This window comes from Bradyrhizobium sp. 170 (assembly GCF_023101085.1).
GTDB lineage: Bacteria > Pseudomonadota > Alphaproteobacteria > Rhizobiales > Xanthobacteraceae > Bradyrhizobium.
Genome location: NZ_CP064703.1, coordinates 48,283 through 72,285 on the forward strand (window position 1 = coordinate 48,283; position 24,003 = coordinate 72,285).

General features: G+C 64.4%; 23 protein-coding genes, 1 tRNA gene and 1 pseudogene. 10 read left to right on the top strand and 15 right to left on the bottom strand.

Annotated features, from left to right (window positions below; genetic code table 11):
• Nucleotides 1-113 precede the first annotated feature (113 nt).
• From IVB05_RS00230 to IVB05_RS00245, 4 genes are all read right to left on the bottom strand, one after another.
• Nucleotides 114-428, bottom strand: a complete 315-nt coding sequence (locus IVB05_RS00230; protein ID WP_247787411.1) for a HigA family addiction module antitoxin — start codon at nt 426-428, stop codon at nt 114-116.
• A gap of 10 nt (nt 429-438) precedes the next feature.
• Nucleotides 439-717, bottom strand: a complete 279-nt coding sequence (locus IVB05_RS00235; protein ID WP_247787413.1) for a type II toxin-antitoxin system RelE/ParE family toxin — start codon at nt 715-717, stop codon at nt 439-441.
• 68 nt (nt 718-785) lie between these two features.
• Nucleotides 786-2,501, bottom strand: a complete 1,716-nt coding sequence (locus IVB05_RS00240; protein ID WP_247782448.1) for a heparinase II/III family protein — start codon at nt 2,499-2,501, stop codon at nt 786-788.
• A gap of 160 nt (nt 2,502-2,661) precedes the next feature.
• The gene (locus tag IVB05_RS00245; RefSeq protein ID WP_247782450.1) at nt 2,662-4,011 is read right to left on the bottom strand and encodes an RsmB/NOP family class I SAM-dependent RNA methyltransferase; all 1,350 of its coding nucleotides are present in this window, start codon (nt 4,009-4,011) and stop codon (nt 2,662-2,664) included.
• Nucleotides 4,012-4,170: 159 nt separating this feature from the next.
• Between IVB05_RS00245 and IVB05_RS00250 the strand changes: the two genes are divergently transcribed.
• Both IVB05_RS00250 and IVB05_RS00255 read left to right on the top strand, forming a co-directional pair.
• A complete protein-coding gene (locus IVB05_RS00250; protein ID WP_247782452.1) occupies nt 4,171-4,380 on the top strand; it encodes a DUF1674 domain-containing protein in 210 nt (69 codons plus the stop codon).
• Between the two features lie 79 nt (nt 4,381-4,459).
• Nucleotides 4,460-5,041, top strand: a complete 582-nt coding sequence (locus IVB05_RS00255; protein WP_247782455.1) for a thermonuclease family protein — start codon at nt 4,460-4,462, stop codon at nt 5,039-5,041.
• 46 nt (nt 5,042-5,087) lie between these two features.
• On the opposite strand, the gene IVB05_RS00260 is transcribed toward IVB05_RS00255, so the two are convergent.
• Both IVB05_RS00260 and acs read right to left on the bottom strand, forming a co-directional pair.
• Nucleotides 5,088-5,600, bottom strand: coding sequence for a L,D-transpeptidase (locus IVB05_RS00260; RefSeq protein WP_247782457.1), 513 nt, complete (start codon nt 5,598-5,600; stop codon nt 5,088-5,090).
• A 308-nt stretch (nt 5,601-5,908) separates the two neighbouring features.
• Nucleotides 5,909-7,861 carry an acetate--CoA ligase gene (gene acs / locus IVB05_RS00265; RefSeq protein WP_247782459.1) on the bottom strand — a complete coding sequence of 651 codons (1,953 nt, stop codon included), beginning with the start codon at nt 7,859-7,861 and terminating at the stop codon, nt 5,909-5,911.
• Nucleotides 7,862-8,231: 370 nt separating this feature from the next.
• On the opposite strand from acs, the gene IVB05_RS00270 reads away from it, so the two are divergent.
• On the top strand, nt 8,232-9,389 hold the full coding sequence (locus IVB05_RS00270; protein ID WP_247782461.1) for a DNA topoisomerase IB: 1,158 nt from the start codon (nt 8,232-8,234) through the stop codon (nt 9,387-9,389).
• A 110-nt stretch (nt 9,390-9,499) separates the two neighbouring features.
• Here IVB05_RS00270 and IVB05_RS00275 read toward each other — a convergent pair whose 3' ends face one another.
• Genes IVB05_RS00275 through tsaD form a run of 3 tightly spaced genes read right to left on the bottom strand, consistent with a single transcriptional unit; the run spans nt 9,500 to nt 11,971 of the window.
• On the bottom strand, nt 9,500-9,913 hold the full coding sequence (locus tag IVB05_RS00275) for an EVE domain-containing protein (protein WP_247782462.1): 414 nt from the start codon (nt 9,911-9,913) through the stop codon (nt 9,500-9,502).
• A gap of 2 nt (nt 9,914-9,915) precedes the next feature.
• Entirely contained in the window at nt 9,916-10,896 is a 981-nt protein-coding gene (locus IVB05_RS00280; protein ID WP_247782463.1) for an NAD(P)H-dependent glycerol-3-phosphate dehydrogenase, read from the bottom strand.
• Between the two features lies 1 nt (nt 10,897).
• Nucleotides 10,898-11,971: a tRNA (adenosine(37)-N6)-threonylcarbamoyltransferase complex transferase subunit TsaD gene (gene tsaD / locus IVB05_RS00285; RefSeq protein WP_247787414.1), complete on the bottom strand. Its 1,074-nt coding sequence runs from the start codon at nt 11,969-11,971 to the stop codon at nt 10,898-10,900.
• A 144-nt stretch (nt 11,972-12,115) separates the two neighbouring features.
• On the opposite strand from tsaD, the gene IVB05_RS00290 reads away from it, so the two are divergent.
• The 5 genes and pseudogenes from IVB05_RS00290 (at nt 12,116) to IVB05_RS00310 (ending at nt 16,790) form a co-directional block, all read left to right on the top strand.
• Entirely contained in the window at nt 12,116-12,862 is a 747-nt protein-coding gene (locus tag IVB05_RS00290) for a uroporphyrinogen-III synthase (protein WP_247782464.1), read from the top strand.
• Nucleotides 12,863-12,994: 132 nt separating this feature from the next.
• Nucleotides 12,995-14,200, top strand: coding sequence for a hypothetical protein (locus tag IVB05_RS00295; RefSeq protein WP_247782465.1), 1,206 nt, complete (start codon nt 12,995-12,997; stop codon nt 14,198-14,200).
• 8 nt (nt 14,201-14,208) lie between these two features.
• Nucleotides 14,209-15,999, top strand: a pseudogene (locus tag IVB05_RS00300) (heme biosynthesis HemY N-terminal domain-containing protein).
• Nucleotides 16,000-16,159: 160 nt separating this feature from the next.
• Nucleotides 16,160-16,235: transfer RNA gene (locus tag IVB05_RS00305), tRNA-Thr, on the top strand.
• Between the two features lie 126 nt (nt 16,236-16,361).
• Nucleotides 16,362-16,790 (top strand): hypothetical protein, encoded by a 429-nt coding sequence (locus IVB05_RS00310; protein WP_247782466.1) that lies wholly within the window; start codon nt 16,362-16,364, stop codon nt 16,788-16,790.
• Nucleotides 16,791-16,878: 88 nt separating this feature from the next.
• Here IVB05_RS00310 and IVB05_RS00315 read toward each other — a convergent pair whose 3' ends face one another.
• Nucleotides 16,879-17,913 (bottom strand): polysaccharide deacetylase family protein, encoded by a 1,035-nt coding sequence (locus IVB05_RS00315; protein WP_247782468.1) that lies wholly within the window; start codon nt 17,911-17,913, stop codon nt 16,879-16,881.
• Between the two features lie 208 nt (nt 17,914-18,121).
• Here IVB05_RS00315 and IVB05_RS00320 point away from each other — a divergent pair, with 208 nt between their 5' ends.
• Nucleotides 18,122-18,403: a hypothetical protein gene (locus IVB05_RS00320; protein WP_247782470.1), complete on the top strand. Its 282-nt coding sequence runs from the start codon at nt 18,122-18,124 to the stop codon at nt 18,401-18,403.
• Nucleotides 18,404-18,677: 274 nt separating this feature from the next.
• The gene (locus IVB05_RS00325; RefSeq protein ID WP_247782475.1) at nt 18,678-18,896 is read left to right on the top strand and encodes a hypothetical protein; all 219 of its coding nucleotides are present in this window, start codon (nt 18,678-18,680) and stop codon (nt 18,894-18,896) included.
• A 21-nt stretch (nt 18,897-18,917) separates the two neighbouring features.
• On the opposite strand, the gene IVB05_RS00330 is transcribed toward IVB05_RS00325, so the two are convergent.
• From IVB05_RS00330 to IVB05_RS00350, 5 genes are all read right to left on the bottom strand, one after another.
• On the bottom strand, nt 18,918-19,091 hold the full coding sequence (locus tag IVB05_RS00330; protein ID WP_247782476.1) for a hypothetical protein: 174 nt from the start codon (nt 19,089-19,091) through the stop codon (nt 18,918-18,920).
• A complete protein-coding gene (locus tag IVB05_RS00335) occupies nt 19,088-20,473 on the bottom strand; it encodes an amidase (protein WP_247782478.1) in 1,386 nt (461 codons plus the stop codon). The genes IVB05_RS00330 and IVB05_RS00335 overlap by 4 nt, the downstream gene beginning before the upstream one ends.
• Before the next feature lie 31 nt (nt 20,474-20,504).
• Nucleotides 20,505-21,854, bottom strand: a complete 1,350-nt coding sequence (locus tag IVB05_RS00340; RefSeq protein WP_247782479.1) for a TRAP transporter large permease subunit — start codon at nt 21,852-21,854, stop codon at nt 20,505-20,507.
• Nucleotides 21,851-22,453, bottom strand: a complete 603-nt coding sequence (locus tag IVB05_RS00345) for a TRAP transporter small permease subunit (protein ID WP_247782480.1) — start codon at nt 22,451-22,453, stop codon at nt 21,851-21,853. The genes IVB05_RS00340 and IVB05_RS00345 overlap by 4 nt, the downstream gene beginning before the upstream one ends.
• A gap of 120 nt (nt 22,454-22,573) precedes the next feature.
• Nucleotides 22,574-23,695: a TRAP transporter substrate-binding protein gene (locus IVB05_RS00350; protein ID WP_247782481.1), complete on the bottom strand. Its 1,122-nt coding sequence runs from the start codon at nt 23,693-23,695 to the stop codon at nt 22,574-22,576.
• Between the last annotated feature and the right edge of the window lie 308 nt (nt 23,696-24,003).

Below are 24,003 nucleotides of genomic sequence, written 5' to 3' on the forward strand. Positions count from 1 at the left end.
TTCCTGGGCTGTTAAGGCCAGCCCGGTAGCATGGTTTGGAGGGTCAAGAAACCGGGATCGGCACCACTCTCCTATGAAAAATGGAAGGTAGTCGGCACTTCCGGGGGCAGCTCTCAGGCGGCTCGAGCCTTGATGGTAGGAATGCGACTGACATCCTCGGTTCGTTCCGCGTGCCACGTATCGTAGGCACCCTGCATCCTGGTCCAGATTCCCGCGCCGTCGCCGAAAAGCTTGCCGAGGCGCACCGCGATGGCGGGAGATACCGGCTTTCGTTCCCCCAGGATGTCGTAAAGGTGCTGGCGCGAAATTCCGAGCAGGCCGGCGATCTCGGCCTTGGTCCGGCCGGTCGCCGGAATAATATCATCGCGAAGTAGCGCACCGGGATGGGTGGGGCAGCGGTTCTTGCTGCGCTTGGCTGCATAGACCATGTTTGCTCCTTTAGTGATATTGCTCGAAATCGACTCGGCAGGCGTCGCCATCTTCGAATTCGAACGTGATGCACCATGGTCCATTAACGTGGACCGAATAGCGTTTCGGGTTAAAGCCGTGCAAAGCGTGAAAGTCGAAGCCGGGGATATTCATTTCCTCGGCGCGGGCGGCGACGTCGAGACGGTCCAGCCTTGCGAAAATACGCTTCTGCATTTTCGCATCAATCTTCGAACTCCTGCCCTTGGTCCACAACTCCGAAAGGGCCTTGCTCTTGAAGGTTCTTATCACCGCGTCAATGTAAGCAAATAGCTTACTTACGTCAAGCAAGGCCATCGAAAGCCTGCCGCGAACACGCCCTACAGCGGCAGTTCCGGCTCGCGCCGCGCATTGCGACGGGCCGTCGTGCCGGCGGCCGTTGTCGCCGAGCGGACAAAACTCCAGCGGACCGAGGAGGCGTGGCGGGAATCCTGGCGGATCACGATCTGGGCGGTGCGGCGGGGGCCGTCATTGCCGGCCAGAAACACGCTGTCCTCGAGGTCGACCTTGTCGTCGAGCGCCTCGAAGGTCCAGACGTCGCGGTTGGGCAATACCAGCATGACGCCGCGTGCATCGCTGAGGCGGCTTGCCTTCACCGCGGGATGCAGATGAAACCGCAGGGCAAAATCGGTCTCGGCGCCCTTGATGCGCGCGCCCGGCGCCGGCGAGATGGTGTCCTCGCCGTCGAACCTGCCGCCGTCTTGAGAGATCATCAACACCCGGCGATGCACGACGCCGAATTTTGCAAGATAGCCGTCATGCGACGTGGTCAGGAGATCGCCGTCGGCCACCGCCTCGCGGTAGCTTTCCACATTGGCCGGGCCACTGACGACGGGTGCGCCCTGCAGCAGGCGCTTCATCGCCGACAGTTCGATGAACTGGCACGAGGACGTGTCGTGATAGGTCAGCGTCGAATGCGCCGCGGTGCTGCGCGCAAAGCTGCGCCAATTGTCGCGGCCCGTTGAGGGCATGCCGCAATTGATGACGATCCGGCTCGCTCCGGAAGACAATTCGAACGAGAGGCAACCGGCATGCGCTTCCTGGCTGACATTCGGCGGCGGCGGCGGGCCGGTGTCCATGATGACGGTCGTCGTGCCGGCATCGAGGCGCTGGAAGCCGGTATGCGGCATGTTCGCCATCGGCACGCCGTGGGTGTCGTCATAGGCGAGCAGGGTGGCCACCAGGTCCGAGGGCGCGTTGCTCATGCCGTTGAACAGCGCAAAGCTGCCGTCGCCGTGCCGGAAGAAACGCAGCATCGGCATCATGCGGTCGATCGCATTCAAAAGCGCCGGCGGCGGCGCGATGTTGCGGGCGGCAAAGGTCTGCCGCAGCGGCAAGAGATCGCTGAGCAATTCGACCAGCGCGCCGGGATTGCGCGAGATGTGCCCGCCGTCGGGCATGATCTGCCGCTGCAATTCGTCGGAAAGCCGGCGCGTGGCGGAACGGATGTGACGCGCCTGGTTGGCCAGGCACAGCGAGGCGTAGCACAACGCGATCAGGACCTGCAGCCGCGGCACGCCGTCGGCGATATCGAGCATCGCGTAGCGCAAATAGCGAATCTCGCGGGTCAGCCCGCGCAGATATTTGCGATAGAATTTTCCGTCGGTGTCGCCGAGCACCAGCGGCGCCTGCGACAACAGCGAGATCACGCGGCGCGCCAGCACGTCGGGGCGGCGTTCGAGCGGCCGCTTGCGCGCCGGATTCGAGATCCAGTCGTCGACCAGCGAGCGGGCATTGGCGCGGGTCAGCGCGGTGTCGGCGGCGCGCAAATGGCGCAGCCAGCCGAAGCCGAGCAGGGCGACTTCCCAATCTTCCGACGGCGGTTCGAGATCGAAGATCGAGCGGCCATGGCAGGTCACGATCTTGCCGGCGAACACGAAGCGGCCGGCGTAAATTTCGGCGGCGCGGGTGGCGTCGGCGGTGCGCAGGTCGTGCGGTGCGATGATCAGCCGGTCGGCGCGGCCGGGCCACAGCCGCGACACCGCCACCGTCGCCCCGGTCGCACGCGCGATCACGGTCCGCGCCGAGCGGCTCATGATAAGCGTCGAGATGCGTCTGCGTTGAGCGACCGACACGCCGTGCCTTGCTTAGGGAGGGAGGGGTATTCTGGCGAATCCTTTTAATCCGGAAACGCCGGGATGACACCATCTTGAAAACCGGCGAATCACTCCAGGGTCGGCGAATTACAGTTTAAAATCAGGATTTCACCAGCCGCGCAGCGTAAAATCCATCCAACCCGCCGAGCCGGGGGTCGGCATGGGGCAAATGGCAGGGCAGGGTCCGTAAATCGCCGTTTGCGGTCAGGATTTCGCTGAGGCCTGCGACCTCGTCGGCTCCGACTGGCATGCGGCGCACGCCGGATTCTGTGGCCAACAGGGACGCTATGGCCTGTTCGCCTTCCTCCGGCTCCAGCGAACAGGTGCAATAGACCAGCGTTCCGCCTGGCTTGAGCAGCGCGACCGCCCGTTGCAGCAATCGTTTCTGCAATGCCGCCAATGCGGCAATATCAGCTTCCTGCCGCAGCCAGGCCACGTCGGGGTGACGACGGATGGTGCCGGTGGAGGTGCAGGGCGCGTCCACCAGCACGCCGTCAAAGCCTCCATTGCCGGGACCGGGCCACTCGGCGGCATCGGTCACGACGTCGTCGGCCTGCAGCGAAAGTCGCGCCAGATTGTCGCGCAGCCGCGCCATCCGCGCCGGCGAGCGATCCACCGCGGTGACGTGCGCGCCGGCTTGCGCCAGTTGCGCGGTTTTGCCGCCGGGCGCGGCGCAGAGGTCGACAATGGTCTTGCCGCCGACGTCGCCGAACAACCGCGCCGGTAGCGCGGCGGCGGCGTCCTGCACCCACCACTGCCCCTCGGTGAAGCCGGGCAGCATGGTCACCGACCCCTGCAGCAAGGTGCGCACGGTGCCGGTCGGCAACGTTTCACCGTGCAGGCGGCTCGCCCATTGTGTCGCGTCTGATTTCACAGTGATGTCGAGCGAAGGTTCATGGCCGATGGCGAGCGCCATCTGCCGCGCCGTGGTCTCGCCATAGGCGCCGATCCAGCGCGCCAACAGCCACGGCGGAATATCCAGGTTCTGCGATTTGACTTCGTCGATCAGCGGCTGCCCCTCGCGGGCGCAGCGGCGCAGCACCGCGTTGACGAGGCCGGCATATTTCGCGGCGCGGCGGTCCGACTGCACCAGCCGCACTGAGAGATCAACGGCGGCATGATCGGGAACATCCATCCAGAGAATCTGCGCGGCGCCGATCAGCAGCGCGCTTTGCGCGCGGGGCGCGTCCGTCGGGATGCCGCGATCGAGCAGGCGCGACAGCAAATGGCCCAGCGTGCCGAGCCGCCGCAGGATCGTCGCCACCAGCCGCCGCATCAGGGCGCGGTCGCGATCGGCCAGCGTCTTCAGGCCGGGATGCGCGCCGGCGCCGTCGAGCTGATCGTCGAGGGTGCGATGCTTGTGCAGCACGCCGTCGAGGATATCGGCCGCGATCCGCCGCGCTGCGAGACCGGGCACTTCGGAAGGTACTGCGAATCGGGAAGGTGGCATGAAGCAGCAATGTCTCGGAAAGCGGAAAGGTTCTGGCTCATGCCATTGGAATGAAAGCCCGTTTGGCATGCGAATATGCCAAATGTAAGAATCGCCACAGACAATTTCGCGATTGTGATGTCATCTGTGCGCCCATCCCTGTGCTATGGGAGAGTTGCGATGACCGACAATTCTTCATCCCCCGCGCTGGTTGCGGAACGCAAGAAGCTGACGCCCGCCGCCGAGCGCGCGCTGGCCGAAGCCGAAGCGCGCCGCAAGGCCGCCGAAGCCAGCGCCGCGCCGCATCAGAAGGAGTTTCAGGGCCCGAAGGGTCCGGAACCGACCCGATATGGCGATTGGGAGCGGAAGGGGATCGCGTCGGACTTTTGAGGCCCAAGGGATGGTAATGGGCCCTTGCCGGATGCCCCGACTCAGCCCTTAGTCCGGGAATATGCCCCCATACGAGAGAATGAATGCATATCGGCCCCCGCGCCGGGGTCCCTTGCGCCGCTGGTTTTCGGCGGCCTTGCCCTGGGTGTTCGTGTTTTGCGTGGCGGCGGGGACGATGCTGCCGGTGCGGGACTGGGTGCGGCGGTCGTTGCCGAGCTCAGCCGACAGCCAGGCGGCGCGGGATGCCGAGACCATCTGGAAGCGGGCCGGAAGTGCGGACACGCGTCACGCCGTCGACGTCATCCGCACGATTGATGGCGACACGTTCGAGGCGCGGGTTCACTTGGAGCCGGGTCTCGATCTCAACACACGGGTGCGTCTGCGCGGCATCGACGCGCCTGAATTAAAGGCGTCCTGCCCGCAGGAATTGCAGATGGCCGAGACCGCGACGGGCGCGTTGCGCGCAATGCTCGGCGAAGGCGACGTCAGGATATTCAATATCGGGCCGGACAAATATGCCGGCCGCGTCGTCGCCGACGCAGCGACCAGGCGCACCGGAAATGTTTCGACGGCGATGCTCGCCGCAGGTCATGCCCGCAGCTACGGCGGCGGCCACCGGAACGGCTGGTGTGCGAACGCGGGACAAACGCCGCTCAAATGAAAGAGCCGCGCAATCGCGCGGCTCTTGTATCAATCTGATCTTTGGATCAGTGCATGACAGTCACGGTCGTTCCGACCGGTACGCGTTGATAGAGATCGGAGATGTCGTCGTTGAGCATGCGGATGCAACCGTAGGATACGAAGCCGCCGACCGAGCCCGGCACGTTGGTGCCGTGAATGGCGTATTCGCCGCCGGCCAGCGTCATCGCCGCGACGCCCATCGGGTTGCGTGGCGAGCCGCCGGGAATGACGTCGGGCATGCCGGGCTTGTCGCGCCTGACTTCGCTCGGCGGCGACCACGCCGGGTTGAGATACTTGCCGTCGATCGTAGTGGTGCCGGACCACTGCTTGCCGGCCTTGCCGACGCCGACCGGATAGCGCATGGCGCGGCCGGAATCGAGGATGAGATAAAGCCGGCGCTCATGGGTCTTCACCACGATCGTGCCCGGCGCGTAATCGCCGCTGACGCCGACGAGTTCAGGCCGCGCCTGCGCCACTGACGACATAACGACGCACGCACCGATAGTGGCGGCCAACGCCACTGCAATCCTCATCGACATTCCCAGCTCCACTTTGCCCGCCCCCAAATGGGGGCCCTCAAATGTCTTTCAGGCCTCGACGGCCCGCTGTCTCGTCCACGCGTTTAGTTTAGTCGCGCGAATTGACCGGCCGGTTTCCACACTGGTCTCGAGACTGGTTTCGCTGGGCGGAACAAAGAAAATGTTCGAAATAAAGTAAATGACCTCCAAACAACACAGGCAGCGAAATGCCCACTGAGGCGGGCTCGCCGCTGACAACCGCGTGAGCAGGAAAGGATTGCCGGCCTCGCCCCAGGTCTCCGGGGGCGAGGGGTTTGCTCCGGCGGGGCCTACGCCGGCGCCGACTTCTTGTTCTGCCGGTTCTGCACGAGATCATCGACCACGGCGGGATCGGCCAAGGTCGAGGTATCGCCGAGGCTGGAGGGTTCGTCCTCGGCGATCTTGCGCAGGATGCGGCGCATGATCTTGCCGGAGCGGGTTTTCGGCAGGCCCGGCGCGAACTGGATCTGGTCGGGGGAAGCGATCGGGCCGATGTCCTTGCGCACCCAGGCGACCAGCTCTTTCCGCAACTCCTCGGTCGGTTCGGTACCGGCCATCAGCGTCACATAGGCATAGATGCCCTGGCCCTTGATGTCGTGGGGATAACCGACCACCGCGGCTTCCGACACTTTTGCATGTGCGACGAGCGAGCTTTCGACCTCGGCGGTGCCCATGCGATGGCCTGACACATTGATCACGTCGTCGACGCGGCCGGTGATCCAGTAATAGCCGTCAGCGTCGCGGCGGCAGCCGTCGCCGGTGAAATACTTGCCCTTGTAGGTCGAGAAATAGGTCTGCTCGAAACGGGCGTGGTCGCCATAGACCGTGCGCATCATCCCCGGCCAGGATTTGGCGAGGCAGAGGTTCCCGGTGGCTTCGCCGTCCAGCACCTTGCCGTCGGCGTCGACGATTTCAGGCACCACGCCGAAGAACGGCCGCGTTGCCGAACCCGGCTTGAGTTTGGTTGCGCCGGGCAGCGGCGTGATCAGGATGCCGCCGGTCTCGGTCTGCCACCAGGTGTCGACGATCGGGCAACGGCCGTCGCCGACCACGCGATAGTACCATTCCCAGGCCTCCGGATTGATCGGCTCGCCGACGGTGCCGAGCAGACGCAGGCTCTTGCGCGAGGTTTTCTGCACCGGTCCGTCGCCGCTCTGCATCAGCGCGCGGATCGCGGTCGGCGCGGTGTAGAAGATGTTGACGTTGTGCTTGTCGATGACGTTCCAGAACCTGGAATTGTCGGGATAGTTCGGCACGCCTTCGAACATCAGCGTGGTCGCGCCGTTCGCCAGCGGCCCATAGATAATGTAGCTGTGGCCGGTGACCCAGCCGACGTCGGCGGTGCACCAGTAGATATCGCCGTCGTGATAATCGAACACGTATTGATGCGTCATTGACGCGAACACGAGATAGCCGCCCGTGGTGTGGAGCACGCCCTTGGGCTGGCCGGTGGAGCCCGACGTATAGAGGATGAACAGCGGATCTTCCGCATGCATATGCTCGGCCGGGCATTCCGTCGTCACCATCGCGGCCGCTTCGTGGTACCAGAAATCGCGCGAAGGACTCATGTCGACGGCAGCACCGGTTCGCTTGACCACGACGACCCAATCGACGCCGCCGGCTTTCGCAATCGCGGCATCGACATTGGCTTTCAACGGCACCTTCTTGCCGCCGCGCAACCCCTCGTCGGCGGTGATGATGAACTTGGATTGGCAGTCGGTGATGCGCTGGGCGAGGCTGTCGGGCGAGAAGCCGGCGAACACCACCGAATGAATGGCGCCGATCCGCGCGCACGCCAGCATCGCGTAGGCCGCTTCCGGGATCATCGGCAGGTAGATGGTGACGCGGTCGCCCTTCTTGACGTTCCGGGTCCGCAGGATGTTCGCCATCTTGCAGACTTCGTCGTGCAGCTGCCGATAGGTGATGTGTTTGGACTGCGAGGGATCGTCGCCCTCCCAGATGATCGCGGTCTGGTGGCCGCGCTTGTCGAGATGGCGGTCGATGCAGTTCCAGGCCGCGTTCAGGACGCCGTCCTCGAACCATTTGATCGAGATGTTGCCGGGGGCAAAGGAGACGTTCTCGACCTTGTGGAAGGGCTTGATCCAGTCGATGCGCTTGGCCTGTTCGGCCCAGAATCCGTTGGGGTCCGAGACCGAGCGGGCATACATTTCGCGATACTTGGCGTCATCGGCATAAGCACGTTTGGCCCAATCGGCGGATACGTCGTAAATCTTGTCGGACATCTTTCCCTCCCACTCGTTACGGCCGGATATTTGGGCGGCCGTAAGTCGCCCTGATTGTTACGGCGATTATGCGTCGCGGGGCGATGCCCGGACAAGGCGGAACGTGTGCGACCTTGGTCGGTCAGCCGGTTCCCGGCCTTGCTACGGATCAAAGTCGCATCATTTTGCGCGGGCCGGCTCAGGGCGAAATCAACGTTATCGCCGGAATGGCACCCATGATTGGTATCTAATAACCGTTAATGACGGAATCGGGACTCGCAAAGCAGTTCATTACCCCCTAAATGGCCTCGCCGGGGCCGGACGGCCCTCCGGAACCAAGCCACAACAACGGGCATTGCCGGCAGACAGGTGGAGCAAGGCGATAACGGTCATGATGGATCAGCAGAGTTTCGAGGCTACGCGGCCCGTTTCCGCCGATCCCGCCGTTGCATTGGCCGAAGCGCTCGGGCAATTGCCGAAGGTGCCGGTCAAGTCGCCCGCGGCAAAGCCACACATCGTCGCCAAGACCTCCGTCGAAGATCTGGCCGAGGAACTTGGCCTCAGGCTCGGTGACCAGAACGGGCTGACCATCCGCCGCGTCAAGCGTGGCAAGGGCTATTCATTCCATCGCGCCAACGGCACCCAGATCCGTCACGCCGGCACGATCCGCCGCCTGCATTCGATGGCGGTGCCGCCGGCCTATCGCGACGTGCGCTATTCGGCCGATCCGAGTTCGCATCTGCAGGCCGTCGGCATCGATGCGGCCGGCCGGCTGCAGTACCGCTACCACGTCGATTGGGAAAAGGTCCGCGAGCAGCGCAAGGCGCACCGCCTGGCGCGGCTGGTGGCGGCCTTGCCGAAAATCCGTCGCAAGGTCTCGGCCTATCTGTCCGGTGACGAGCCGACGCGCGAGTTCGCGCTCTCGGCGGTGATCGAACTGATCGCCCGCACCGCGATCCGGCCGGGCAACGAATCCTACGCCCGCCTCAACGGCACCCGCGGCGCCACCACGATGTTGAAGTCCAACGTCGCGCTGGAAGACGACTGCTTCGTCCTGACCTTCAAGGCCAAGGGCGGCAAGGCCGTGCGCAAGGAATGCGACGCCGCCAAGCTGGTGCGCGCCATCGGCATCCTGCGCACCGTGCCGGGCAAGCGCATGTTCCAGTATCGCGACAATTCCGGCAACGTTCGCACGGTCTCGACCACGACCGTGAACGCGTTCCTGCGCGAGATCGCCGGCATCAAGATTTCGCTGAAGGATTTCCGCACCCTGATGGCATCAGCCGTGGTGCTGGAATCGCTGTCGCGGATTACGCCGGCAGCAAGTGAACGCGGCCGCAAGAAGCAGGTGCTGGATGCGGTGCGCGCCGCCGCCGACGAGCTGTCGAACACGCCCGCGATCTGCCGCAAGAGCTACGTTCACGACACCATCGTCACCGCCTTCGAGGACGGCATCCTCGAACGCTTTGCCGCGACGATGAAGGGTTACCGTACGCAAGCCAAGCGCGAGGCGCTGCTGGCGCAGGTGGTAACGGCAGCGGCGGCGTAGCGCTTATGCCGTAGGGTGGGCAAAGCGTAAGCGTGCCCACCATTCAGAGCACCGGGTGTTGATAGATGGTGGGCACGCTTCGCTTTGCCCACCCTACGCATTGCGGCAAGCTATAGCCCGCCCATCTTGCAGACCATCTTCCACTCTTCCGTCGTGACCGGCTGAACTGACAGCCGCGAATATTTCACCAGCGCCATATCCGCGAGTTTCTTGTCGGCCTTGATGGTGGCCATCGTCACCGGTGTCTTCAACGGCTTGTCCGCCTTGATGTCGACGCAGACGAACTTTCCGGTTTTGTCGGAGGGATCGGGGTAGGCTTCCTTGATGATTTCGGCGATCCCGACGATCTCCTTGCCCTCGTTGGAATGATAGAAGAAGGCCTTGTCGCCTTTCTTCATGGCCACGAGATTCTGCCGGGCGGTGAAGTTGCGCACGCCGGTCCAGGCTTCGCCTTTGGCTCCCTTTGCGACCTGCTGGTCCCACGACCAGACCGAGGGTTCGGATTTCACCAGCCAGTACGCCATCGTCATTCCTCCGCCTTGAATGGCCGCGTCAGCAGGCCTTCGATCGCCGCGTCGATCGTCACCTTGCCGCTCAATATCGCCGCGACCGCATTTGATACCGGCATATCGACGTTCTGCGAAGCGGCCAGTTCGATCAGGACCGGCGCGGTGAACTCGCCTTCCGCGAGCTTGTCGCGGTTTGGCTGCTCGCCGCGGCCGAGCGCAATGCCGAACGCAAAGTTGCGCGATTGCAGGCTCGAGCAGCTCAGGATCAGGTCGCCGAGGCCGGAAAGACCCGCCAGGGTCTCGCTGCGCGCGCCGCAGGCGCGGCCGAGCCGTGCGAGTTCGCTGAAACCTCGCGTGGTGAGCGCCGCCAGCGCCGAGGCGCCGAGTTGACGGCCGACGACGATCCCGGCGGCGATCGCCAGCACGTTCTTGGCCGCGCCGCCGATCTCGACGCCGCGGACATCTGACGTGTGATAGGGCCGGAAGGTTGAAGAGCCCAGCGCCTGCACCAGATCGCTCGCCAGCCCTTCATCCCTCGCGGCAAGCGTCACCGCGGTTGGAAGTCCCCGCGCCACGTCGTCGGCGAAATTCGGTCCCGACAGGATCGCAGGAATTGCATCCGATATGGTTTCAGCAATGACCTCGGTCATGAACCGATGGGTGCCGCGCTCGATGCCCTTGGCACAGGCGACGACAGGTGTCGCAGGCTTCAGGTGCGGCGCAAGCGCCCCCGCGGCTTCGCGCAAATTTTGCGCGGGCGTCGCAAGCAGGATGATATCCGCGCGCGCCGCTGCAACGATGTCGGCGGTGATGTCGATACCCGCGTCAAGACTCGCGCCGGGCAGCTTTGGATTCTTTCGCGTCGTCTGCATCTGCGCGGCGCTTTCGGCGTTTCGCGCATACAGGATGACGTCGCGGCCGGCGCGCAGCGCGGCGCATGCGAGCGCGGTGCCATATGCGCCACCGCCGATCACCGCGACTGAATTGAAGGACGCCATGTCAGAATCCTGCGCGCGTGTTGCTGTAGCCGGCCGGCGCTGTCGCGTTGGCGTCGAGCAGCCAGCGCGCGCGGGGCGGCGCATCCATCGTATCGGTCAGTCCGAGCGCCATCCGTTCCGCGCCGGCCCAGGCGATCATGGCGCCATTGTCGGTGCAGAGCGCGGGTGGCGGAATGATCAGCGTGGTCTGCGCCTTCGCTGCAACGTCCTGCAACGCGCCGCGGATGGCGTGATTGGCGGCGACGCCGCCGGCGGCGACCAGCGCGCGGGGCGGGCCGAACTGTTCGTGAAACAATCTCAAGCCCACGCTCAATCGGTCCGCCGTCGAGTCCAGCACCGCGGCCTGAAAACTGGCGCAGAGATCGCTGACGTCCTGCGGTTCCAGCGGCGTCATGCGGTTGGCTTCGTTGCGAACCGCCGTCTTCAATCCCGACAGCGAGAAATTCGCATCGGGCCGTCCGAGCATCGGCCGCGGAAAGGCGAACCGTTTGGCGTCGCCGCTCGCTGCTGATCGTTCGACCTCCGGTCCGCCGGGGTAGGGCAGCGACAGCATCTTTGCGACCTTGTCGAAGGCCTCGCCCATCGCGTCGTCGACGGTGGTGCCGAGCCGGACATATTTGCCGACGCCGACCACGGCCACGATCTGGGTGTGCCCGCCGGACGCAAGGAACAGGCAATAGGGAAAGGCGAGCGCGCAGGTCAGCCGCGGCGTCAGCGCGTGGGCTTCGAGATGATTGACCGCAATCAGCGGCGTATCGTGCACCATCGCGATTGCTTTGGCCGTGGTGAGGCCGACGATCACGCCGCCGATCAGGCCGGGCCCGGCGGCGGCGGCCACCGCCGACAATTGCGCAAAGCCTGTGTTCGCGTCCTTCATCGCTTGGCCGACGATGCCATCGAGCAGGTCGACATGGGCGCGCGCCGCGATTTCCGGCACCACGCCGCCGAAACGGGCGTGCTCTGTGGTCTGCGAGCGCACGATATTGGACAGAATCTTTCCGCTGCCGTCGCTCTGGCGTTCCACCACGGCGGCCGCGGTTTCATCGCAGGTGGTCTCGATACCCAGCACCAGCATCGGCGTGTCGTTGTCCAATTTGAACCCTTATTTGAACCCTTGCGCTATCGCCAAAAACAACGCTTCCGTAACCCGGTAGCATTACGAGGTGACGGCGTGCAATCGCTTGAGTATGCCGAAATCGTGTTGGCGGAGATCTGAAATATGGCCGTTCTCGTCACGCGCCCGTATCCGGATGATGAGACGACGGCCGAGGCGCTGCGCGCGCGCGGGTTCGACGTCCTGCGCGCGCCGATGCTGCGGTTCGAGCCGGTGCCGTTCCAGGACGACGCGGACGCGACCTATGGCGCGGTCATCGTCACCAGCGCCAATGCGCTGCGCGCCATCGCGTCACATTCGGCCGACAGCCGACTCCTCAAACTGCCCCTGTTCGCGGTCGGCGAAAACACCGCAGAAGCGGCGCGCGATGCCGGGTTTGGCGAGGTGATCGCGTCAAAGGGCGATGCCGGCGCGTTGCGCGATCTGGTGCTGGCGCGTGCGAAGTCGAAGCAACTGAAGAAAGCGAGCCCGATCCTGTACCTCGCCGGCGCCGATCTCGCGCGCGACCTGGCGAGCGAACTCGGCGAGAACGGCTTTACGGTCGTGACGCAGACCACCTACCGGATGGTGCCTGCGCCCAGCCTGCCGCGGGAAATATGTGACGCTTTCGTGGCGCATGAGGTCGAGGCCGTGCTGCATTACTCACGGCGCAGCGCGCGCGCATTCCTGGAGGCGGCGCGCTCCGGCGGCGTCGAAATCTCGGCATTGGCGTTGCCGCAATGCTGCATTTCGCCGGCCGTCGCCGCGGTCCTGCGGGATGCTGGCGCGACCCAGGTCATGGCGGCGGCTTCGCCGGACGAAAATGCCCTGTTCGAGGCGCTGGGCCGGGCGTTGCAGCCGCGGTCTGGCTAATCGTTCGTGCCCTAATCTTTAAGTCTGAGCATGGTCTTATCGGAAAACCGGTGCCGCCATGGCCGGATCATGCTCTAAGACGTCCCGATTCTGCTAAGTTCCGCAACCTAACCACCTGAGGGAACCGCTGTGATGGTCGATGACAGGCCCGAAGACACTGGATCGCTGCCCGATTCGGGCCGGCCGAAGCGCGAGCCGCCGACCATCGATCTCGAGGCGACCGAAGTGTCGAGCGAGACCAGGAGTTCTGCCGAGACGCCGCCCGAGCCCGTGGCTGAGCCCGCGCCCGAGGTCGCCAAAGCTTCAGTCGAGGAACCTCCGGTTGATGCGCCGCCGTCCCGACCGGTTTCGCCCTGGATCGTTGCGCCGGTCTCCGGCGCCGCCGCCGCGGCGCTGGTGATTGGCGTCGGCTGGATGCTCGGTTGGCCCGCGATTCAGCCCGCCTCCGCGCCGCCTGCCCCGCAGCTCAGTACCGCCATCGACGCTCTCACCGCCCGTGTCGCCGGACTGGAGCCAAAGGTCGGCAAGCCTGTACCCGATCCCGCGGCTGCCGCGCGCACCGAGGCCCTGGAAAAAACAGTCGCGGCGTTGCGCGCCGAACTCGCGGCAACGCGGGCGCAAGGCGAGAAGCTCGCGTCCGCCGTCAATGATGTGAAATCAGCGCCGCGCGGCGACGGCGTCGCGTCTGTCGATCTCTCCGGGATCGATGAGCGCATCGCGAAGATCGAGAGCCTGATGCGGACGCAGAGCGCCGAGATCGCGCAGCAAGGCAGCAAGCTTGCCGACACCAAGGCCGACGCCAAACCTGCCGACGATCTGGCGCTGCGCCGCCTGGTGGCGGGAGCGCTGCTCGATGTGCTGGTCCGGATCGGCGATCCCTATCCGGCGGCGCTCGCCGCGACCAAAGCGCTGGCGCCCAATCCGGATGTCTTGAAGCCGCTCGATCAGTTTGCGGAGAAGGGCGTGCCGAACGCCGGCAGACTGAGCACGGAACTGCTGGCGTTGGTGCCAAAAATGTTGCCGGCCGCCCAGCAGAGCACCGCCACGACCGGTACGGGCATCGTCGAGCGTCTGCAGGCCGGCGCCGCCAAACTGGTCAAGATCGAACGCACCGATACCGTCGGCAATGATCGCGGCGCGGTGGTGGCGCGGATCACCGCGGCTGCGCTGCGAAATGACGCCAGCGAGGCGCGGCGGGAATTGAAGACGCTGGAGCCGGACGATCGCGCCGCGGCGCAGTCCTGGCTTGAACGGGCCGATGCGCGCGACGCCGCGCTGGCCGCATCCCGTCAATTTGCGGCCGACGCCATGGCTGCGCTCGCCAAACCGGCGCAATAAGGATTTCGATGGTTCGGATCATTCTGTTTCTGTTGTTGATCGCGCTGGGAGCGGCCGGCGCGGCCTGGATTGCCGAGCAGACCGGCGATGTCGTGCTGTCGTGGGGCGGCTATCGCGCCCAGACCACACTGCCGGTCTTCGTACTGGTGCTGGGCATCGTCGTCGTTGCGGCGATGATGGCGTGGGCGATCCTGCGTGGCGTGTGGCGTACGCCGGCGCGTATGCGGCGCAATCGGCGCGAACGGCGTCAGGCCCGCGGCCGGCATGCGATCACGCAAGGACTGCTCGCGATCGGCCATGGCGATTCCACGGCGGCCCGCGTCCATGCCGAGGCGGCGCGCAAACATGCGGCGCACGATCCGCTGGCGCTGCTGCTGCATGCGCAGTCGGCGCAACTCGACGGCGACCGCGAGGGCGCGCAGCGCGCCTTCCGCGCCATGGCCGAACGCGAGGATACGCGGCTGCTCGGCCTGCGCGGCCTGTTCATCGAGGCGCAGCGCGCCGACGATCCGGTTGCGGCCGTGATGGTCGCCGAAGAAGCGCTGAAGCTGTCGCCGTCCTCGTCATGGGCGTCGCATGCGGTGCTCGGCTTCTGCTGCGCCAGGGGCGACTGGGCCGGCGCGCTGAAAATCCTCGACAACAATCAATCGGCCGGACTGATCGACAAGGCGACTTATCGCCGGCAACGCGGCGTGCTGCTGACGGCGCGCGCGCTCGAGCTCGAAAAGGTCGATCGCGACCTGTCGCGCGAGAACGTGATGGAAGCGGTCAAGCTGGCGCCGACGCTGGTGCCGGCCGCGGTGCTGGCGAGCAAGTTCGAGAGCGAAGCGCATCAGGTGCGGCGTTCGATGCGCCTGGTCGAGACAGCGTGGCTGGCGCAGCCGCATCCGGATCTGGCGGATGCCTACTCGCATGTGAAGCTCGGCGATTCCGCGCGCCAGCGGCTGGTGCGGGTCGAGACGCTCGCAGCGAAGATGCCCGGCCACATCGAGGGCGCGCTGGCAATTGCCCGCGCCGCGATCGACGCATCCGAGTTTACCAAAGCGCGCGAGGCGCTGGCGCCGTTCATTGCAGCTCCTACGCAACGCGTCGCGCTGTTGATGGCGGAGCTCGAGCGCACCGAACATGGCGATAGCGGCCGGGCGCGGGCCTGGACCTTGCGCGCGGTGCGCGCGCTGCACGATCCGGCCTGGACTGCGGACGGCTATGTCAGCGATCGCTGGCGGCCGGTCTCCCCGGTCACCGGCAGGCTCGATGCCTTCCAGTGGCAGACGCCGGTCGCCGCACTGCCGTCCGACAAGGGGGCCGCGATCGAATCCTCGGCCTTCGAGGAAGCCATGCTGGCGACGCCGCGCCGGGCCGTCGTGCTCGAGCCGCCAAAGGACGTCGCCGAGGAAGAGCCGCCTCCGTCGCCCGTCGTCCCGGCACCTTCCGCCGCGCCCGCTGCTTCAGCTCCTGCGTCGGCCGCCGAGCAGGACAATGCGCCTCCGCCGGCTGCCGCCGCCGAGGCTGCCCCACTGAGGCTGCCCCGCTGAGGCCGCCCCGCCCCAACGCCAGCCCCGTCACCCGCGCCGGTCGAATCGGCCCCAAGCCGACCGGCCCCCTTGTTCCGGTCCCGGCAGGACATTCCGAAGGCTGTTCCAGCCCCCATTCCGGCGATCATTCCGCTCATCCGGGCGCCCGACGATCCCGGGGTCGACGACGAGGGCCCGGCGGACGAATTCGCGGAACAAATCGGCCCGCCCAAGGCCCAGGCCGGCGGCTGGCGGGGATTTTTGTCACGCTGGGGCGGCAACTAGGCGTCTAGATTGTTGTTTTGACGCGTTTTCTTGATGCGAACCGGTGTCCACTTCGCTTGAAAACGCTTTGTAGGGCCCGCGTTTTTCTTGCCAATCGGGGCCGTCCCCGATATCAGGTGCGGGCGTTTTCCGGGTCACGCCCGAACGCCGCGTTTGGTCCGCCGCAATAGCTCAGTTGGTAGAGCACGTCATTCGTAATGACGGGGTCACAGGTTCGAGTCCTGTTTGCGGCACCAGTCCCTCAAAAAATTCCTTGAGCAGTCGGCATCCGCGTTCACGGATTTGTTTGCGTGACCTGTCTCACATCGGGAATGACCTTGCCCGGCATAGTCTCCGCCTCGACCTCAAGGGGAGATTTCAACATGCGTAAATTCATTCTGATTGCAGGGTTCGTTTTGGCCTCCGCCGCAGCTCAAGCTGGCGATCGAAGCCTTTCGCTCGGAGGCGTGGAGACGAACGCCGCTCCGGCGCCGGCCAAAGCTACGGATGCATCGAAAAGCGCCGAAGCCCCGCAGGCTGCGGAAGCACCAAAATATGTCGAGCGGCCGGCGGTCGTCGAGCCCAAGCCTGAGACGAGCAAGCCTGAGACGAGCAGGACCGAGACGGCCAGGCCCAGGGCGGCCAGAGCGGCCAGGGCGTATCGGCCCGCTGCCGGGCCTGCGAGCGCCGGACCCGGAAGACCTGTGGCACGGAGAACGGCGTACATCTCGAGGAGTGCGAGGCCGCACGGCGTGCGCTACCGGATCGCGCGCATCATCGGCGCACTGCACCGGCACGGCATCTATTGGTAACATTGCCAAAGCAAAACGCGCCTCTCGGATTCAAATCCGAAGGGCGCGTTTTTCATTGAGTAAGGCTGGAGCCGGCGACCGGCTTCCCTTATTGCGAAACCGTCTGCACCACGCTGCTGAGCGGGCGGCTGGCAACCGCCGGCACTTTCTGGTCCTTCACCAGCATCGCATCATATTCGGGCAAGGTTTCGAGCTGCTCCTTGGCCTTCATCTGCACGACCTTGTAGCCGCCGGCCCTGAGGCGACGCAGCAGCGTCGGCAAGGCCTGCGCCGTGCTCTTCTGCAGATCGTGCATCAGAATTACGCCCTTGCCCTGCTTGTCGAGCTTGGTCATGACGTTCTGGACGACCTGGTCGGGACCCGACGATTTGAAGTCGTTGGAATCGACATCAACTGAAAACATCGAGATGTTGCGCGAGGCGAGATAGCCGAGGGCTCCTTGCGTGTGCGCGAGGCCCGGGAAGCGGAAGAACGGCGCGGGCGCAGTCCCCAGCGCCATCTTCACGGCGCTAAAGCCCTTCTCGATTTCTTCCCTGACCTGCGCTTCGGTCAGCTTCTTGCTGTCGAGATGGGCGTGCGACCATGTGTGCGAGCCGATCGTGTGGCCGGCGGCCGCGACCTGCTTGAGAATCTCCGGATGATAGGTGGTGTGCTTGCCGACCGGGAAGAACAGAGCTTTCGTGCATTCATCCGCGAGCGCCTTGAGCACCGCGGGCGTGGTCGGCCACGGACCGTCGTCGAACGTCAGCACCACTTCCTTGTCGGTCAGGAAGTCGAACTGCTTGTATTGCAGGAAGCCGAAACCGGGACCGCCCGTGGTGTCGATCACCACTGTGCGGCTGACACCGAGCGCGTCGGGGTTGGCGCAGGCCGATCGCACCGGCTGCGGTGCCAGAACCGGCGCGGGGGCAGGGGCGGGCTTCGAGAGAGAAGCCGTGATCTCGACATCATCCTTCAGCGCGAGCTTGGCCGCGGCGAGCGCCGGTAACGGCTCGGCCTTGCGGGCGGCGACGGTTTGAGGTGCGGCCGCATCGGCGCGCGGTGAGGAGGTCCAGAACCAAACGCCGGTGATCACCAGCGCCGTGACTACACTGGCCAGCATCAGGCCCAACGCATTACGCATCGCTACTCTTTCCAGATACTCGGGGTACACACACAACGGGGCATTAATGCCAACAATGTCTTAACGTCTCCCGAACAAGCGCCGGTTAGACGAAGAAGATGAGGGGCTTATATCTGAGTGACGTCAGTCACAGTCGCGCCCGCGGTTCCAGGCGCATGCTCCTGCCATCAACAACGGGCTCGCTTTGCCGGGCCAACAGGAGCCGAAAATGACCGCAACCTTCTTCAATACCGTTCGCAAGGTCAGCTTAGCGCTGGCCTTGACCACCTCATTCGCCGCCGTCTCGTCGACCGCGAGCTTCGCGTTCAGCTCGGAAGCGCAGCAGCAGTGCACGGGTGACGCGTTCCGCCTCTGCAGCTCGGAAATCCCCAATATTCCGAAGATCACAGCCTGCATGGTGAAGCACCGCTCTGATCTGAGCGCGGGCTGCCGCGGCGTGATGGACCGCGAGCTCGCCGCGCAGAAATCCGGCAAGCTCGCCGCGCAATAACGAACCCTGTCTTCGCGATCATTAACGGCTTGGAAAACGCTTGCGTCGATGCGACGCAGGCGTTTTCCGCCTTTTAGGGCGTTCAGAAAGCGCACGGTTGCGCGATTTAGCCGTTCACAAATGCGTTGGCAGCCGAATTTCGGTGCCCGGATTCCCGTTCTGACACGTTTTCTTGACGCGAACCGGTATCCGCCCCGGATCAGGTCCGGGGCTGGCTTTCACTGGAAAACGATATAGAACGCGCGGATTGCGTTCTCGTGTAAAGGCATAGCAAATGACCAAGATCCTTTTCGTCATTCCCTTGATCCTGATGGCCTCCAGCGCGTCGGCGCAGACAAAAAAAGAGGGGCATGACGAGTGCGCGCGCGACGTCTCGCGGTATTGCCGGGCGCAGATGCAGGATGGCGATCAGATCATTCTGGCCTGCCTGAAGCAGAACCGCTCACGGATCAGCAAGGCCTGCCAGCAGAAGCTGACGAGTCACGGGCAGTAGAACGCGCCGGGCAGTCGCGACTCAACCCGCCCCGTTCCCGTTGGCGCGCAGCGATTGGTAGAAATCGTAGATCAGCAGCGCCATGACAAGCACGCAGATGATGATCAGCGGCACTGCCTTGATCCACCAGAGCATGATGCCGAGAAACGTGCAGACGCCGGCAATGCCGATCAGTCCGGTGATGAAGTTTGTCATCTGCCGCTCCTTGTTTTCGCACGACCCGCACTGGTCTTCGCAGGCGCGGCGCCGCCGCGCTTTCCGAGTTTTCTGACAAGCCAGTTGGCCGTCCGCAACAGCCGCGCATCGTTGCCGCGGCGTCCGACCAGCTGCACGCCGATGGGCAAGCCGCTTTCCGACTGCAGCAGCGGCAGCGTCACCGCCGGCGTGCCGAGATAAGTCCATATCGAGCAGAACGCCGGGTTTCCGGTACTGTCGAGGCCGCGCGGCGCCGGGCCGGGCGCCGCCGGGGTCAAAATCGCGTCGTATTCGTCGAACACGCCGTCGAGCGCCGCGTTGAGCGTCGCGCTGCCGGCCAGCGCCCGCGTGTAATCGACGGCGAGAGCCTTGCGCCCGCGCTCGATCAATGCGCGCAGCACCTTGCTCAGGGAATCGCCGCCCTGCTCGAAATCGCGATGCAGGTTGTGCGCCATCTCCACTTCCATGACGGTGCGGTGCATGTCGATGACACGGTCGAAACTCTGCCCGATCTCGACCTCCGAAATTTGCTCGCCCAGCGTTTCCACCAGTTCGGCAAATGCCTCCGTAGTCACCTTCTCGGCATGCGTCCAGGCGGGCGAACGGACGAAGGCGAAGCGCGGCGGCAATGGCGGCTCGCTTGCCGCCACCTCGACGAAGGGCGGACGGGCGAGGGGCCGCGTATCCGGATCCTCTTCGTCGAAGCCGGCAAGCATCTCGGCAAGCAGTGCGGCATCGTCGACCGAGCGCGCAAATACGCCGACATGATCGAGCGCCCGCGACAAGAGCAGCGCGCCGCTCCGCGGAATCAGGCCGTGTGTCGGCTTGAAGCCGACCACGCCGCAGAAGGCGGCGGGGCGGATCACCGAGCCGTTGGTCTGCGAGCCGATCGCGCCCGGCACCATCAGCGCGGCCACGGCCGCAGCCGAGCCGGAGGACGATCCGCCCGGCGTGTGATCCGGGTTGTGCGGATTTCGGGTCTTGCCCGGATTGAAGTAGGCGTACTCGGTCGTCACCGTCTTGCCGAGGATCACGGCGCCTGCCGCCCGCAGCCGCGCCACAGCCGCTGCATCGCGGCGCGGCGTGCGTCCGGCCCACAGTTTCGATCCGAATTCCGTCGGCATGTCGCCGGTGTCGAAGATGTCCTTGATGCCGACCGGCACGCCATGCAGGGGGCCTATGGCCTTGCCCTGCTTGCGACGATCGTCGGCTACCTCGGCCTGCCACATCGCGTGGTCGCGGTCGAGGAACGCCCACGCCTCGATATCGCGATCGACCTCATCGATGCGCTTGAGGCAGTCGCCGACGAACTCCACCGAACTGAGCCGGCCGTCGCGGATGCCGGCCGCAGCTTCCGTGAGGCTGAGCGCATTGAGGCTCATGCGCACCCCTTCAGCGTCTTACTCAACCTGCTCACCGCGATCCATAGAGGTAGCCGGGCAACCACAACGCAATACCCGGGAAGATGTAGACCAGCGCCATGGTGAAGAAGACCAGGCCGACAAACGGAAGCGCGCCGGAGAAGATGTCGGTGAGCTTCACCTCCGGCGGCGCCACGCCCTTCAGGTAGAAGGCGGCCATCGCGACCGGCGGCGTGTTGAACGCTGTCTGCGTGTTCAGTGCAACCAGGATGCCGAAGAAGATCGGATCGATGCCGTACTGGGGAAGCAGCGGCAGGAAAATCGGCACGAATATGATGATGATCTCTGTCCATTCCAGCGGCCAGCCGAGCAGGAAGATGATCACCTGGGTCAACAGCAGGAACCCTACCGGTGACAGATTCATCGAGGCGAAGAACTGCTCGACCACCGTCTGTCCGCCGAGGACGGCAAACACCGCGGAGAACGTCCACGACCCGATGAACAGGTAGCAGACCATCGCGGTGGCGCGCACGGTCAGGTACACCGATTCTTGCATCATCGTGAAGTTGAGCGAACGATAGGCGGCCGCCAGAACGATGCTCATGAGTGCGCCTACCGCGGCCGCCTCGGACGGCGTCGCCAGGCCAAACAGGATCGCGCCGAGCACCGAAACGATGAGCAGCGCTAGCGGCAGGAACGATGTAGCGAGCGCCCAGATTACCGTGCTGAGCGGCACGTTGGTCTGCTCGGGCGGCAGCTTCGGCGCGAGCGCGGGATTGATGATCGCGCGCGCCATCGCATAGAGGACGTAGAGCCCGGCCAGCAGGAACCCCGGAAAGAAAGCGGCCGCATAAAGCTTGACCGCCGAAACGCCGGCGGTCGCCGCATAGACGATCAGGAGAATGCTCGGCGGAATCAGGATGCCGAGGCAGCCGCCGGCGCAGACCACGCCGGCCGACAACTTGACGTCGTAGCCGGCGCGCAGCATCGCGGGCAAAGCCAGCAGGCCCATCAGCGTGACAACGGCGCCGACGATGCCGGTGGCGGTCGCGAACATCGCACAGGTTATCAGCGTGGCCACCGCCAGCGCGCCCGGCACGTTCTTCATCGACAATTGCAGCGAGTAGAACAGGCGGTCGAGGATGTTTGCGCGCTCGATCAGATAGCCCATGAACAGGAACAGCGGAACCGCGACCAGCACGTCACTGGACGTGACCTCGAACGTCTTCTGCACCAGAAGCGTGAAGATACGATTCTCGAAGAAGTCCTGGCCGGCGGTGTAGTAGGCGTAGTAGCCGAACGAGACGCCCATCGCCATCAGCGTGAAGGCGATCGGGAAGCCGAGCATGATGATGAAGATGAACAGGCCCAGCATCAGCATGCCGAGTTGTGGATCGGTCATGCGCCTGCTCCCTTCTCGTCCTGCTGCGCAGCCGCCGCCTGCTGATGTTCGCGAATGATGAGGCTCTCGGTCTCCTCCACGTCGTGCAGGCGCTGCGGCCACCGGCCGGTGCGTATGCAAAGCACGCAGCGGATGACCTCAGCGAGCCCTTGCAGAAACAGAAGGACACCGGTGGCCGGGATCAGCGCCTTCAGCGGAAACACCGGCACGCCGGCCGGACTGAAGATGCTGACTTCACGGAAGCGCACCGACATATCGGCATAATTCCAGCCCGAATACATCAGCGCCGCGATCGCCGGCAGGAAGAACAAAATGTAGAGAACGAGGTCCATCGTCGCCTGGGTGCGCGGCGACCAGAGGCGGTAGACCACGTCGGCGCGCACATGGCCGTTGCGCGAGAGCGTATAAGCGCCGGCCATCAGGAACATCGCGCCGTAGGTGATGTAGCTGATGTCGAAAGCCCAGGTGGTCGGCGCACGCAGCACGTAGCGCACGAACACCTCGTAGCTGACACCCAGCGTCAGGACGAGAATCAGCCAGGCGAACGCCTTTCCGACCCACGTGCTGAGCTCATCAATGAAGAAGAGAAATTTTTTCATGCGAGCTGAACTCGCTGTGAGTAGCACATCCGGATTTCCCCCACCCTGTTCGTGGTCAGGCGGCGCTCCCACTGCGCCGCCCTTCATTCATACTGCGTCAGCGTTAAGCAGCGAAAGCAATCAGAGCTTGATCACGCCCGGGAAGTGATGTTCGAAGGCGCCGCGGTAGTCCGTCGTGTTGTACGTGTTGTAGTAAACCACGCGGCGTACCCATGCCTTCTGCGAGTCCATCACCTTCTTCATGAACGGATCCGAACCGAGCTGGGTGATCAGGCCGTCCCATGCCTTGATCTGCGCATCGAACACCGATTTCGGCGTTCGCAGGACGTTGACCTTGTCCTTGGTGATCAGTTCCTGCAGGTCCTTGGAGTAATAGTCCATGGCCTTCCATTCGTTGGCCGATGACACGGCTTCCGCTGCATATTGCAGAATGGCCTTGTGCTCGGCGGGAAGGGCGTTGAACTTGGTCTTGTTGAACATGATCTCGAAGTATTCCGTCGCCTGATGGTGGCTGCCCATCATGTAGTACTTGGCGACGTCCTGCGCGCCGAAGCGCCGGTCCGAGGTCGGATTGTTGAACTCGAACCCGTCGATCACGCCGCGCTCCATGGCAGGCACGATCTCGCCGCCGGGAAGCTGCGCGACGGATGAACCCATCGCCTGGAAGAGATCGGCGGCAAGGCCCACCGTGCGATACTTCAGGCCCTTGAGATCGGCCTCGCTGGTGATCGGCTTCTTGAACCAGCCGAGCGGCTGGGTCGGCATCGGCATGGCGAAGAAGCTCTTGATGTTGACCTTCATGATCTGGGTCTGGAGCTCTTCGAACAGCTCGCGACCGCCGCCGTTGTGGATCCAGCCGAGACCTTCATTGGCGTTGAAGCCGAACACGGGACCCGTGCCGAACAGCGAAGCTGCCTTGTGTTTGCCGTACCAGTAGACCGTCACCGTGTGCGCTGCGTCGATCTGGCCGCCGTGCACGCCGTCGAAGACCTGGAACGGATGCACGACCGAGCCGCCGACCAGATAGTCGATGCGCAGCCGGCCTCCGGCCATCTCGTTGACGCGCTTCACATAGTCTTCGGCCATCTCGTTGAAGACGTCGGCCTTGCCCCACGAGCCCTGCATTTTCAGAGTCGCCGTCTGCGCCCGGCTGACCTGCGGCATCGCAATCACCGCGCCGCCAGCGGCGGCCGCCGTCAGGAAACGGCGGCGCGTCGTTTTTGTATCGCTACGCTTGCTCATGAGTTCCTCCCGGTTGAAAGATCGCCCGCTGCATCGCGGGCTTGTTTTGTCTTGACGCCAAGTCAAAGGCTTGCGCGGCATTTTGGCAAGCGGGAAGTGCGTTCGCTCATGGTGAATCGCGCATACGGTAAGCATCGTTGTTGTTTCGCAGACGCGAAACGGGACCTTCCTTTCCGCTCGGCGGAGCGAAAGCGCACCGAAGTCTTGCACTTTAGTCGCAGGAAATTGGCCGCGCGAAATCGGCAGCGGTTTGAATCAGACTGGCTGGTTTATTCCCGTGCCGTTCTGCGCCCAATAGCCGCGTCGCG